Genomic DNA, 12,975 nt, shown 5'->3' on the forward strand with positions numbered 1-12,975 from the left:
GAGTCATCATGAAAATTACAGAACTACTCACGAAGCATACGATTAAGCTTCAATTAGACAGCCAGCAAAAAGAAGCCGTTATTGAAGAACTGGTCACTGTATTAGATACAGCTGGTAAATTAAATGATAAAGAAGGCTACAAAGCAGCTGTTGTTAATCGTGAAAAACAAAGCTCTACGGGAATCGGAGAAGGAATTGCGATTCCTCATGCGAAAACAGCAAGTGTGAAAGAACCTGCCATTGCATTTGGTCGTTCAACAGCTGGTGTAGATTATGAATCATTAGACGGACAGCCAAGTCATCTTGTCTTTATGATTGCAGCAACTGAAGGCGCAAACAACACGCATTTAGAAGCACTTTCTCGTTTATCCACACTTCTCATGCGTGAAGAGATCCGAAAGCAGCTTCTTGAAGCGGCTACTGAAGATGAAATCATTGAAATTATCAATACACATGATAAAGACGATGAAGAAGAAGAAGAGGAAGTCAAAGAGGAACCGGCTGCACCGGGAAAACCTGCTAAAATTTTAGCGGTGACAGCTTGTCCAACAGGCATCGCGCATACATTTATGGCCGCAGATGCTTTGAAAGAAAAAGCAAAAGAAATGGGCGTTGACATTAAAGTTGAGACAAACGGCTCTAGTGGAATTAAACATGCCCTGACAGCAAAAGAAATTGAAGAAGCGCCAGCTATTATTGTGGCAGCTGATAAACAAGTTGAAATGGAACGCTTTAAAGGCAAACATGTCATTGAAGTACCTGTGACAGCTGGAATTCGCCGTCCGCAAGAATTGATCGAAAAAGCCATCAATCAAGATGCGCCGATTTATAAAGGTTCAGGCGGCAGTTCTTCAAAAGATGAAAATGAATCGTCAGGTAAGGGAAGAAGTGGATTCTATAAGCACTTAATGAGCGGTGTAAGCAACATGCTTCCGTTTGTTGTTGGGGGCGGTATCCTCGTTGCGATTTCATTCTTCTGGGGAATTAACTCAGCTGACCCTAAAGATCCTTCTTTCAATTCATTTGCAGCTGTATTAAAAGGGATTGGCGGAGATAATGCTCTTGCTTTAATCGTTGCTGTACTAGCTGGATTTATCGCAATGAGTATTGCAGACCGTCCAGGTTTCGCACCAGGTATGGTTGGCGGATTCATGGCCTCAGCAGCAGGAGCTGGATTCTTAGGCGGATTGATTGCTGGTTTCCTTGCTGGTTACATTGTGGTGCTGCTCAAAAAAGTATTCACCTTTGTACCACAGTCGCTCGATGGTATTAAACCAGTTCTGCTCTATCCATTGTTCGGTATTTTCTTTACAGGGATTATCATGCATTACATCGTCAACACGCCTGTTAAAATGGTGATGGACGGATTAACACACTGGCTTGAATCACTTGGTACTGGAAACCTTGTTTTAATGGGGATTATTTTAGCTGGTATGATGGCCATAGATATGGGTGGTCCGATTAACAAAGCGGCCTACACATTTGGTCTTGCGATGATTGCTGCTGGCAACTATGCACCGCATGCTGCGATTATGGCAGGTGGAATGGTGCCGCCGCTAGGAATTGCCCTAGCGACAACGATCTTTAGAAACAAATTCTCTAAACGTGACCGTGAAGCAGGTATTACATGTTACTTCATGGGAGCTGCGTTCATTACGGAAGGGGCGATCCCGTTTGCAGCGGCAGATCCTCTGCGCGTCATTCCTTCAGCTGTGATTGGTGCAGCAGTTGCAGGTGGATTAACAGAATTCTTTAGAGTGACGCTTCCTGCACCGCACGGCGGACTATTCGTTTTCTGGGTAACAAACCATCCAGTTCTTTACATCATCAGCATCTTAATCGGTGCCATTGTTACAGCGCTACTTCTCGGAATTCTAAAAAAACCAGTCCGACAAGAAGCTTAATTTGAAAAGAAGCATCGTGAAGAGCGGTGCTTCTTTTTGTTTAATCATCAGCAAATTAGGAAAAAATATCTAATTGAATGGTTGTCTTGTGAATTTTTAAATGACATGTGATAAAGTAAAGTTATTCAATTCGCGTTTCAAGTCTTTTAGCAGAAAGTCTTAGGAGGAAGCAGTATTTTGAACGAAGAAAACAAACAAAACGAAAATGACATTCAATCTGATGAGAAACAAGCCAAAAAAGAGAAGAAAAGTTCTCTGTTTGAATGGATCAAAGCTATTTTAATTGCACTTGCCCTCGTCCTCATCATCCGTACGTTTATTTTTGAGCCGTATGTGGTGGAAGGAGAGTCAATGGAACCAACCCTTCATGATGGAGAAAAGCTGTTTGTTAACAAAACCATCAACTATCTCGGTGGAGTCAAACGTGGTGACATCGTGATTATTAATGGAAAGGACGGTCAGAAAATTCATTATGTCAAACGATTGATCGGTCTTCCAGGCGACACGATTGAAATGAAGGATGATACGCTTTACATTAATGGTAAAAAAGTAGATGAGCCTTATTTAAAAGAGAACAAGGCACATGCCAAAGAGTATGAGGTACATTTAACAGGAGATTTTGGTCCAGTGAAAGTACCGAAAAACGATTACTTTGTTATGGGTGACAACAGACTGAATTCTATGGACAGTCGAAATGGACTCGGACTCATTGAAAAGGATCGGATTGTCGGCACATCAGAATTTGTTTTCTTCCCATTTGGCGATATTCGACAAACACAATAAATACACCTTTCTCAATGCGTAAGAAAGGTGCTTGAATGGACGACCCTTCATGTAGGGTCGTTTTTAATTTGGTGTGAGCATCGTGACAATGATGACAATGGCCAAAACAGAAGCGAAAACGGACCCAGTAATCGCCAAAACAGAACGGAATAATCCAATTTTCACATTGTCTTTTCCGCGCTTTTGTAAAAAGCGTTTTGAAAAGATGTGGACCAGTGTGTAAATGAGGACAAGCCCAATATAAAGGCCAAAGTCTCTTGCATTAAAGCCAGTCGCCGATAAATAAATGCCCATAAAGAAAATCAACAAACAGTATTCCATGAGTGTGAGTAATCTCAAATCGCCCGAACTCCTTCAATAAAAACATTCCCACTTATTATACCATATTGGACAAAAAGCCTTTGTTCTTAGCGAGAGACGTTTCTATCAATCGTTATTCATGTTATACTTCATATTGATGAATGAGTGATGGAGGATTAATAAATGATTGCAGTGAATAATGTTAGTTTGCGATTTGCTGATCGTAAATTATTTGAAGAAGTAAATATTAAGTTCACTCCTGGCAACTGCTACGGACTAATTGGTGCCAATGGAGCTGGTAAATCAACGTTCTTAAAGATTCTTTCTGGAGAAATTGAAGCTCAAACGGGCGATGTTCATATGAGTCCAGGTGAACGTTTAGCGATTTTAAAACAGAACCACTTTGAATACGAAGAGTTTGAAGTGTTAAAAGTCGTCATCATGGGTCACAAACGTCTATATGATGTGATGCAGGAAAAAGATGCGATTTATATGAAACCTGATTTCTCAGATGAAGACGGGATTCGTGCAGCAGAGCTTGAAGGTGAGTTTGCTGAGTTAAACGGATGGGAAGCGGAAAGTGAAGCTGCGATCCTATTAAAAGGTCTTGGCATTCCAGAGAGCCTGCAATCGAAGAAAATGTCTGAGCTTGGCGGATCTGAAAAGGTAAAAGTGCTTTTAGCACAAGCTTTATTCGGTAAGCCTGACGTTCTACTTCTCGATGAGCCAACGAACCACTTGGACTTACAAGCCATTCAGTGGTTAGAAGAGTTCCTCATTAACTTTGAAAATACCGTCATCGTCGTATCGCATGATCGTCATTTCTTAAACAAAGTATGTACGCATATTGCAGACCTTGACTTTGGAAAAATTCAAGTGTATGTCGGAAACTATGATTTCTGGTATGAATCAAGCCAGCTGGCATTAAAACTCAGCCAGGATGCCAACAAGAAAAAAGAAGAACAAATTAAGCAGCTTCAAGAATTCGTTGCTCGGTTCAGTGCGAACGCATCTAAATCGAAGCAAGCGACATCAAGAAAGAAATTGCTTGATAAGATTTCGCTAGATGACATTAAACCATCTTCTCGTAAATATCCTTATGTTCATTTTGCGCCAGAGCGTGAAATCGGAAATGATGTCCTTCAAGTAGAAGGTCTATCAAAAACGATTGACGGTGTAAAAGTACTGGATAACGTCAGCTTTATTATGAATCGTGAGGATAAAATTGCGTTCTTAAGTCGTAATGAACTTGCTGTCTCTACTTTATTTAAAATCCTTGCTGGTGAAATGGAGCCAGACAGCGGGACGTTTAAATGGGGCGTGACAACATCTCAAGCCTTTTTCCCTAAAGACAATAGCGAATACTTTGAAGGAAATGATGTCGATCTAGTGGATTGGCTTCGTCAATATTCTCCGAATGATCAAAGTGAAAGCTTCCTGCGTGGTTTCTTAGGCCGTATGCTTTTCTCTGGGGAAGAAGTGAAGAAAAAAGCAAGCGTCTTATCAGGTGGAGAAAAGGTTCGTTGTATGTTATCAAAAATGATGCTGTCTGGAGCGAATATTTTGCTGTTAGACGAGCCGACGAACCATTTAGACCTAGAGTCCATCACAGCGCTGAATAACGGTCTAATGAGCTTTAAAGGGGCTATGCTCTTCTCATCTCATGACCATCAGTTTGTTGAAACAGTTGCAAACCGGATTATCGAAGTGACGCCAAACGGCATCGTTGATAAACAAACAACTTATGATGAGTTCTTATCAGATCAAGACATCCAAAAAAGGCTACAAGAGCTGTATGCATAAACATAAAGAAAAGACATCCACATGAGGATGTCTTTTTTCTTTAAAAAGCCCAATTTCCATTACGGAAAATCGGTTCACGTTTACCATCTTTTGTGATCCCATCAATATTCATTTCCTTTGAACCAATCATGAAATCGACGTGTGTAATACTGCTGTTCACACCCGCTGCGTCTAATTCCTCACGTTTCATCTCTTTACCGCCTTCGATATTAAATGCATAACCGCTGCCAATGGCAAGGTGATTGGATGCATTTTCATCGTAAAGTGTATTGTAATAGAGGATATTTGAATTAGAAATTGGTGAATCATCTGGTACAAGGGCAACCTCACCTAGATAATGTGAGCCTTCATCTGTTTCAACGAGAGAGGTTAAAATGTCTTCGCCCTCTTTTGCTTTCACATCTACAATACGCCCATTTTCAAAGGTTAACGTAAATTCATCGATAATGTTTCCTGCATAACTAAGTGGCTTTGTGCTAGAGACAGTCCCGTTTACACCATCTTTTTTAGGTACGGTAAAGACCTCTTCTGTCGGCATATTGGCCATGAATGATACGCCGCGTTCACTCACGCTGCCAGCACCTACCCAAATATGCTGCTCTGGAAGTTCAATCGTTAAATCTGTACCTGGTGCTTCATAGTGCAGCTTGTGGTAATGACGTTCATTTAATACTTTTACTTTTTCATTTAGTGATTCATCATGCTTTTTCCACGCTTCAACAGGATCTGGCTGATCAGCGCGGGCGACTTTAAAGATTTGGTCCCATAATAATGAAACAGCTTCTTCATCGGCATGCTTAGGGAAAATCTTTTTCGCCCAATCTTTTGATGCAGCACCGACGACTGTCCATGCGACTTTGTCAGATTGAACGTATTGACGATATGTATGAAGTGCTGAACCTGCAGCTTTTTGCTGTGAAGCAATTTTTTTCGAGTCAATGCCACTTAGAAGATCAGGGCTTTCTGACAAGATCGTAATAAAAGCACCGCCACGTTTTGCGATGGTTTCCATCATCTGTGCTTCCCATTCTGGAAATTGCTCAAACACATCTTGTGGGGCATGTTCATATTTTAAACGGGTAAGAACACCATCACTCCAGCGGATATGTACGTTTTTCGCTCCGCGCTCATATGCGTGTTTTGCCACAAGGCGGACAAGATCTACAGATTCAGTGAACGCAGATACGACCACTTCTTGACCACTTTGAACATTTACACCTACTTCAACGATGGTTTTTGCATATTGATCTAGTTGTTTTTCGAATGAACTCATAAAAAACCCTCCTTTAGTCATGTTCATCATATCAGATTTAAGACCGAAAAGGAAAATAGGGAGCCGTCCCGAAGCAAAATAAAAAAGCCGCTTTCGTGCGGCTTTTTTAGCGGTTCAGTTGTTTCACAGGCTGTGCATTAGAAGGGGGCATATGTGAAAACGACAGGCTCATTCCTCCTAAAATAATACCGGTTAAAATGACTGTGACAACGACCCGTTTACCTAAATCAAGCAACATGTTCTTCCTCCTTCACGTTTATCCATTCATCACGATATGATCGAAATGATGAAAAAAGAAGTAGAACATGAAGATTATTTTAATGTTTTTTGCAATTTGTCGATGACTTCTAATGAACGACCTGTTCCAATTGCGACAGATTCAAGAGGATTTGCTGCGATATGAACTGGGACGACAATTTCTTGAGAGAGCCATTCTTGAATGCCGTTTAATAGTGCACCACCGCCAGTTAGAATGACGCCGCGATCTACGATATCACCACTCAGTTCTGGAGGGCTGTCTTCTAATGTAGCCCGAATCGCCTCTAAAATATGAAGAAGTGATTCACGCATAGCACCTTGAATTTCTGTTGATTCAAGTGTAATTGTTTTTGGAAGACCTGTGACAAGGTCGCGTCCACGTACTTCTAATGACTCAGGTTCGTGTTCAATGAGTCCATAACCAATTTCCATTTTTACTTGTTCAGCTGTCCGTTCACCGATCAGTAAATTGTATTTCTTTCTCACAAAAGTAATGATATCTTCATCCAGTTGATCTCCGCCAATTCGGATCGAATGGCAAGAGACAACCCCGCCAAATGAAATGATCGCTACCTCTGTCGTTCCTCCGCCAATATCTACAACGACGTTGGCAACAGGCTCGTCCACCGGGAGATCAGCACCGATTGCAGCTGCGACGGGTTCTTCAATTAAATGCACATGCTTTGCCCCGCAATTTTTGACAGCATCGCTGATCGCGCGGCGTTCGACAGCTGTTGAACCTGAAGGTGTACAAACAACCACAGTCGGCTTTCTAAAGGTAAACCCAATATTTTTTCCTGCTTTTTTCATAATTTGTTTGAGTAAATCGGTTGTCATATCGTAATCAGCGATGACACCATCTTTCATCGGACGGATCGCTACAATTTTTCCAGGTGTTTTCCCAATCATCTCTTTTGCTTCTGACCCCACTGCAAGGACAGTTTTTGTTTCCGTATCTACTGCCACAACGGATGGTTCATTGAGAATAATTCCTTTATTTTTACTGTAAACCAATATGTTAGCTGTTCCTAAATCAATTCCAATTTCGGCATTTTGAAACATGTTTTCACCCAATCTCTATTTTTGCTGTTTTAAACAATTTTACATTTAAAAGTTCAGAGGGTTGAGGTCATTTGTGGGGGTTTGTGATCACCTTGAAATGAATCTGTAAAATTCAAGTCTCATTTTGACATTCACAATAAATTTTCCCTTTGGTTTTTCGATTTTGAAAAAAATTTTTATGCAGGAGAAACCTTTTAAGAATCTCTTACGTCTACGATATATCAATTGGTGAAAAACAGATTGATCTTGAGCTAATGAAAGAAAGAGGGAACGAAATTGAAATCTATCGGAGTTGTAAGAAAAGTAGATGAACTAGGGCGTATTGTGATGCCAATCGAATTGAGAAGAGCACTTGATATCGCTATTAAAGACAGTATGGAATTTTTTATAGATGGAGATAAAATCGTCTTGAAAAAATATCAGCCAGAGGGCGTCTGCCTGATGACTGGTGAGATTACTTCTGAGAACCACGAGTATGGAAATGGTCAAATTACATTAAGCGCTGAAGGCGCAGAACTACTGCTAAAAGAGCTTCAAGAAGCCCTTCAGCAGTAAATAAAAATAGCCTGTTCTCTCCCATTGTGCTGAGAGCAGGCTTTTTTTTCTAAAAAAGTTCCTTAAAAATGCCACATCTTCCTCAAAAAATAAGTGGAAAATGGTACAATTGACAAAGAATCTCAGGGCGGCAGGTGGAATTATTTGAACAAAACATATCAAGTACGGATCCTGTTATCCGTTCTTGCATTTATATTAATTTTGAGCTGGGATTTCTTTTATTATCTTAGCGGCTATCACATTAATTGGCCGCTCGATCTAGCCTTTACAGTCGTTGTTTTGACCGGTATTTGGACCATCTCAGGCTATGTGGACCGGTTGAATTTGCTTGTATCAGATTTAAATAAACGAGAAAAAGAAGCACACGAACTGACAGAGCGGCTGAATCGAATAACAGATAACTTGCAAGAAATCGTCTTTGAAACCAATGAAAAAGGTGAAATCATTTTTTTAAATCAAGCATGGAAACAAATGACGGGTTACGACATAGAGGAGTGTCTAGGTACGATGTACAATCAGTACTTTGATCAAGAAGAGCATGTCGTTCAGCATTTGTTGTCTGTGATCAAAGAGCATAAGGATGAGGGGCGGGTGGAGCTGCAGCTTCTCCATAAAGAAGGAAAAAAGGTATGGGGAGATGTGCATTATAAGCTTTATTTCGATGAACAGCACCAGTTTACTGGAGGTATTGGAACGGTTGCAGATATCACGAAACAAAAGCAGGCAAAGCTTGAACTTGAAAGATCAAATCAGCAATTACAAATGCAGGCACAAAAGCTGGCTGTTGCAGGACAAATAGCTGCTGGCATTGCCCATGAAGTCAGAAATCCGCTCACCTCAGTCAATGGATTTTTGCAGCTGATGAAAACGCAATATCCTGAAAGAACCGATTATTTTGATATCATCTTTTCTGAAATTAAACGCATTGATTTTGTTTTAAGTGAACTGCTTGTCTTAGCAAAACCTCAATCGGTTCAATTTCAAGAAGTACAGCTCCATGATTTGCTAGAGCAGGTGATTACCTTATTAAAGACCAATGCCGTTCTTTCAAATATTGATCTCAAACAGCCATTTAAAAAGCAGGATGCTGGCACGATATTAGCAGACGCCAATCAAATGAAGCAGCTGTTCATTAACTTAATCAAAAATGCGATCGAGGCGATGCCTGAAGGCGGCAATATATACATATCAACAGAAAAAGTGATGAATGAATGGAAAATCACGATTCAAGATGAAGGAAAAGGAATGTCCGAAGAGGACATTCTGAAAATATATGATCCTTTCTTTTCGACTAAAAAAGAAGGTACAGGACTTGGTTTAACGATCTGTGCGACGATCTTAAAAGATCACCATGGAAGAATGGATGTAAAGAGCGAGCTCAGCAGAGGGACGGCTTTTGATATTTACTTACCTGTGTATCAAAAAAGCAGATAGTAGCAAGGTGAGAGGATGTGATGTGTGATGACGAAAGAGACAAAGACGTTATTTGTGTATGGGACACTTTTAAAGCACGAAAAGTATCACGAGACATTGATGAAAGAAAGCAGTCCATTAGCAGCATCTGCTTGGATAAAAGGGAGACTGTACGATACAGATGAGGGTTACCCTGTGTGTGTTGTCTCGGAACAAAACACAGTATATGGAGAATTGTATGAGGTCAGTGATGAAACGCTGCATAAGATAGATGAGCTAGAGGAAGGGTATGACCAGCAGGAAATAGAGGTTATGACAGACCAGGGGCCAAGATCAGCCGTTGCTTATACAATATGTAAGCAGAAGGCATCGAGCCTGAAGGAGATTGAAAGCGGCTGCTGGAAGTCATATCAACTATGGGAGCGCAAACCGTCTTCCTTCTATTATTTTGCCTATGGGTCCTGCATGGATGATGCAAGGTTTAAGCTTGCGAAAGTGGATCATTATTTCAAACAAATCATCGGCGGCGGCACACTTGATCGTTTTACCACAAGGTTTACATTGGTGCGTCCTGATGGATCAAGAGCAGATATGGTAGAAGACGGCGGAGAAACAGAGGGTGTTCTATATGAAGTACCTTTTGATGCCATTCGTTATTTGTACAAACGAGAAGGTGTAAATGAAGGGACTTATCGTCCAGCATTTGTCGATGTCACAGTAGGTGATCAAGTGTATGAGGACTGCTTAACGTTTCTCGTTTTAAAAAAGAGCGAAGAAATTGCGCCTCCTGGTCATTATCGCAGTGAAATCGAAAAAGGAGCAGAGCTTTACTTAAGTGAAGCGTTCCGCAAAAAAATACGGTCGCATATGGATTCATTAATGAAACCGTAGTAAAATGCATGGTAAGTGATATAAAAGGAGTCTGAACATGAAAAAGGAATATGCAGTCATTGGTCTTGGACGCTTCGGCGGAAGTATCTGCAAGGCGCTAAGCGAAGAAGGACTTGAAGTCATGGCCATGGATATGAATGAAGATCGTGTGAACGAATATGCTAAAATTGCATCACATGCCGTGATTGGTGATTCGACGGACGAATCTGTCCTAAAAAACCTAGGCATCCGCAATTTTGATCATGTGATCGTGGCGATAGGTGAAAACATTCAGGCGAGTATTTTAACAACGATTATGCTGAAAGAGCTGGGTGTCAAAATGGTCACAGTGAAAGCTCAAAATGACTACCATGAAAAGGTTTTGAATAAAATTGGTGCGGACCGTATTGTCCATCCTGAACGAGACATGGGCAGACGGATTGCACATAAAATTATTTCTAACAACGTGCTTGATTATTTAGAGCTGTCAGATGAGTACAGCCTTATTGAAATCGTCGCCAACAGCAGACTCGCCGGGCACTCTTTGTTAGATCTCGACATTCGTGCAAGGTACGGGATCAATATCGTGGCAATTAAGCGCGGGAAAGAAGTGATCGTTTCACCGCTCGCAGATGAAATGATTCAAAAAGAAGATATCCTCATTGTCATTGGGGCAGTGGCAGATATCGGGCGCTTTGAAAAACGGGAAATGCAGAACGACTATTAAACACTCCGAGAAGGGGTGTTTTTTGCTTTAGAAGTGTACATATGGGGCGGACATTGTGGGAGAGAACAAAGTGGAAAAGAGCCGTTTACTTTCTAAAAGAACAGCAAAATAGAACATGGTTATTTTTCAGCCAATTATCACTATTCAGAAATAAAAATCAATCTTTTGATATGGTTGATTTTCTCTAAATGTCATTGACTGGACAAACAGATTCGTTTACGATAAGAAACATTATATTGTTTACTCGGAGGAGGCAGTGTCGTTGGATAAGGAGCTTTTCAGACATCAAATTGAGGTAGCTGCAAAGAGAAAAAAAGCAGCCCTAGTGATTAAACATGCGAAGGTTATGGACGTGTTTAACCAGGAATGGATAGACGCTGATGTCGCTGTTGAAAATGGAAAAATAGTAGGAATTGGGGAGTATGAGGGAGAACAGGAGCTGGATGCAACAGGTCAAATGCTTGTTCCCGGTTTCGTTGACGGCCACGTTCATATCGAATCCTCGATGGTGACTCCTGCTGAATTTTCCAAAGCTGTCGTTCCTCACGGCGTGACAACTGTTGTAACAGACCCGCATGAAATTGCCAATGTATCCGGTGTTGCAGGTATCCGTTTTATGCTCGAAGAAGCGAGAAAAGCTGCTCTAAATATATATTTCATGCTGCCATCCTGTGTACCGGCAGTCAGCTTTGAACGATCAGGTGCTACACTAAAAGCAAAAGATTTAAAGCCTCTTTATCAGGAGAAAGAAGTGCTTGGTCTTGCCGAAGTGATGGATTATGTCGCGGTTGAACAAGCGGAAGAAGATATGCTTCAAAAACTGCTTGATGCTCAACATGAACATAAACTCATTGATGGCCATCTAGCAGGATTAACGGACCGATTAATTAATGTGTACCGAACAGCTAATGTCCAAACGGATCATGAGGTGACAACAGCTCAAGAGGCCCTTGAACGTGTCAAAAGAGGCATGTATGTCATGCTCAGAGAAGGCTCTGTTGCTAAAAACGTGAAAAACGTATTACCTGCTGTCAATGAGAAGAATGCGAGACGCTTTTTCTTTTGTACGGATGATAAACATTTAGATGATTTAATGGCTCAAGGAAGTATTGATGAACAAGTACGGATGTCGATACAAGAAGGATTGGACCCCTTTTTAGCATATCAAATGGGAAGTTTAAACGCAGCGGAGTGCTTCGGTCTCAAAACAAAGGGAGCGATTGCACCAGGCTTTGACGCGGACTTTATGCTCATTTCTGACTTACATGAGGTAGGAATTACAAGCGTCTTTATCGCAGGAGAATTGGTCTCTGAACATGGAGAATATTTGCCAAGTGTCGACAAGATCACGCCAAGTTCTTCGCTCATGCAATCGGTACATGCAGTGGACGTTCAAGAGAAAGATTTAACGCTGCCTATAACAGATCATCAAAAGATGAATGTCATTCGCATTATACCGAATCAGCTTGAAACGAAATTAGAACAAATATCTCCATCTGGAAGCGATGGACAATTTACGAGTGATATTGATCGAGATGTATTAAAAATAGTACTTGTCGAACGCCACAAAGGTCTATCTGAAATTGGGATAGGGGTTGTCAGCGGATTCGGCTTAAAAGAGGGGGCAATTGCAACAACAGTTGCCCATGACTCGCATAACTTAATTGCCGTTGGAACAAATGATGCTGATATGATCAAAGCCATTGAGACGTTAAAAGAAGCAGGGGGCGGTTTGACCGTTGTAAAAGACGGAGAAGTTCTTCATACGCTTCCATTACCGATTTCCGGTTTATTATCAGATCAACCTGCACATAAGGTCAATGAAAGCCTTCATGCACTTCATGAAGCGTTAAAGGAAACAGGCTTTGTCTTAGACTTTAATCCGTTTTTGACATTATCCTTCTTAGCACTGCCAGTCATTCCTGATGTGAAAATGACAACACAAGGATTGTTTGATGTGAGAAGTTTTCAGCATCTCCCGATTCAATCGTAAAACAATGACTGAACCCGCACGTATCGTACAGATA

At 41.1% G+C, this 12,975-nt stretch carries 12 protein-coding genes; 8 read left to right on the forward strand and 4 right to left on the reverse strand.

Features of this window, described 5'->3' with window-relative positions; genetic code table 11:
• Nucleotides 1-8: 8 nt before the first annotated feature.
• On the forward strand, nt 9-1,904 hold the full coding sequence (locus NST15_RS06970; protein WP_046527028.1) for a PTS fructose transporter subunit IIABC: 1,896 nt from the start codon (nt 9-11) through the stop codon (nt 1,902-1,904).
• A gap of 210 nt (nt 1,905-2,114) precedes the next feature.
• Nucleotides 2,115-2,687 carry a signal peptidase I gene (gene lepB, locus NST15_RS06975; RefSeq protein ID WP_035392647.1) on the forward strand — a complete coding sequence of 191 codons (573 nt, stop codon included), beginning with the start codon at nt 2,115-2,117 and terminating at the stop codon, nt 2,685-2,687.
• 63 nt (nt 2,688-2,750) lie between these two features.
• Here the strand turns inward: lepB and NST15_RS06980 are convergent, their stop codons facing one another.
• Nucleotides 2,751-3,026, reverse strand: coding sequence for a hypothetical protein (locus tag NST15_RS06980; RefSeq protein WP_008345136.1), 276 nt, complete (start codon nt 3,024-3,026; stop codon nt 2,751-2,753).
• 144 nt (nt 3,027-3,170) lie between these two features.
• On the opposite strand from NST15_RS06980, the gene NST15_RS06985 reads away from it, so the two are divergent.
• Nucleotides 3,171-4,790, forward strand: coding sequence for an ATP-binding cassette domain-containing protein (locus tag NST15_RS06985; protein ID WP_046343439.1), 1,620 nt, complete (start codon nt 3,171-3,173; stop codon nt 4,788-4,790).
• A gap of 40 nt (nt 4,791-4,830) precedes the next feature.
• On the opposite strand, the gene NST15_RS06990 is transcribed toward NST15_RS06985, so the two are convergent.
• The 3 genes from NST15_RS06990 to mreBH form a co-directional block, all read right to left on the reverse strand.
• On the reverse strand, nt 4,831-6,063 hold the full coding sequence (locus NST15_RS06990; protein WP_035700613.1) for an aminopeptidase: 1,233 nt from the start codon (nt 6,061-6,063) through the stop codon (nt 4,831-4,833).
• Nucleotides 6,064-6,169: 106 nt separating this feature from the next.
• Nucleotides 6,170-6,301 carry a protein YkpC gene (locus NST15_RS06995; protein ID WP_003210922.1) on the reverse strand — a complete coding sequence of 44 codons (132 nt, stop codon included), beginning with the start codon at nt 6,299-6,301 and terminating at the stop codon, nt 6,170-6,172.
• 74 nt (nt 6,302-6,375) lie between these two features.
• Complete coding sequence (gene mreBH, locus NST15_RS07000; protein ID WP_017359401.1) at nt 6,376-7,383, reverse strand: rod-share determining protein MreBH; 1,008 nt, start codon at nt 7,381-7,383, stop codon at nt 6,376-6,378.
• Nucleotides 7,384-7,659: 276 nt separating this feature from the next.
• Between mreBH and NST15_RS07005 the strand changes: the two genes are divergently transcribed.
• The 5 genes from NST15_RS07005 to ade all read left to right on the forward strand — a co-directional run bounded on the left by NST15_RS07005 (nt 7,660) and on the right by ade (nt 12,941).
• Nucleotides 7,660-7,938 carry an AbrB/MazE/SpoVT family DNA-binding domain-containing protein gene (locus tag NST15_RS07005; protein ID WP_017359400.1) on the forward strand — a complete coding sequence of 93 codons (279 nt, stop codon included), beginning with the start codon at nt 7,660-7,662 and terminating at the stop codon, nt 7,936-7,938.
• A 144-nt stretch (nt 7,939-8,082) separates the two neighbouring features.
• The gene (locus NST15_RS07010; protein WP_025207269.1) at nt 8,083-9,372 is read left to right on the forward strand and encodes an ATP-binding protein; all 1,290 of its coding nucleotides are present in this window, start codon (nt 8,083-8,085) and stop codon (nt 9,370-9,372) included.
• A 27-nt stretch (nt 9,373-9,399) separates the two neighbouring features.
• Nucleotides 9,400-10,242, forward strand: a complete 843-nt coding sequence (locus tag NST15_RS07015) for a gamma-glutamylcyclotransferase (protein ID WP_342498964.1) — start codon at nt 9,400-9,402, stop codon at nt 10,240-10,242.
• Between the two features lie 37 nt (nt 10,243-10,279).
• On the forward strand, nt 10,280-10,948 hold the full coding sequence (locus NST15_RS07020) for a TrkA family potassium uptake protein (protein ID WP_008345123.1): 669 nt from the start codon (nt 10,280-10,282) through the stop codon (nt 10,946-10,948).
• Between the two features lie 262 nt (nt 10,949-11,210).
• On the forward strand, nt 11,211-12,941 hold the full coding sequence (gene ade / locus NST15_RS07025) for an adenine deaminase (RefSeq protein ID WP_342498965.1): 1,731 nt from the start codon (nt 11,211-11,213) through the stop codon (nt 12,939-12,941).
• The last annotated feature ends 34 nt before the right edge of the window (nt 12,942-12,975 follow it).

This window comes from Bacillus sp. FSL R5-0820, from assembly GCF_038593385.1.
GTDB classification, from domain to species: domain Bacteria; phylum Bacillota; class Bacilli; order Bacillales; family Bacillaceae; genus Bacillus; species Bacillus altitudinis.

Excerpts from the sequence above, each read along its gene's own strand:
- mreBH (WP_017359401.1), bottom strand. The coding sequence starts at position 7,383 with ATGTTTCAAAATGCCGAAATTGGAATTGATTTAGGAACAGCTAACATA.
- NST15_RS06985 (WP_046343439.1), top strand. The coding sequence starts at position 3,171 with ATGATTGCAGTGAATAATGTTAGTTTGCGATTTGCTGATCGTAAATTA.
- NST15_RS06995 (WP_003210922.1), bottom strand. The coding sequence starts at position 6,301 with ATGTTGCTTGATTTAGGTAAACGGGTCGTTGTCACAGTCATTTTAACC.
- NST15_RS07020 (WP_008345123.1), top strand. The coding sequence starts at position 10,280 with ATGAAAAAGGAATATGCAGTCATTGGTCTTGGACGCTTCGGCGGAAGT.
- NST15_RS06990 (WP_035700613.1), bottom strand. The coding sequence starts at position 6,063 with ATGAGTTCATTCGAAAAACAACTAGATCAATATGCAAAAACCATCGTT.
- NST15_RS07015 (WP_342498964.1), top strand. The coding sequence starts at position 9,400 with ATGACGAAAGAGACAAAGACGTTATTTGTGTATGGGACACTTTTAAAG.
- NST15_RS06970 (WP_046527028.1), top strand. The coding sequence starts at position 9 with ATGAAAATTACAGAACTACTCACGAAGCATACGATTAAGCTTCAATTA.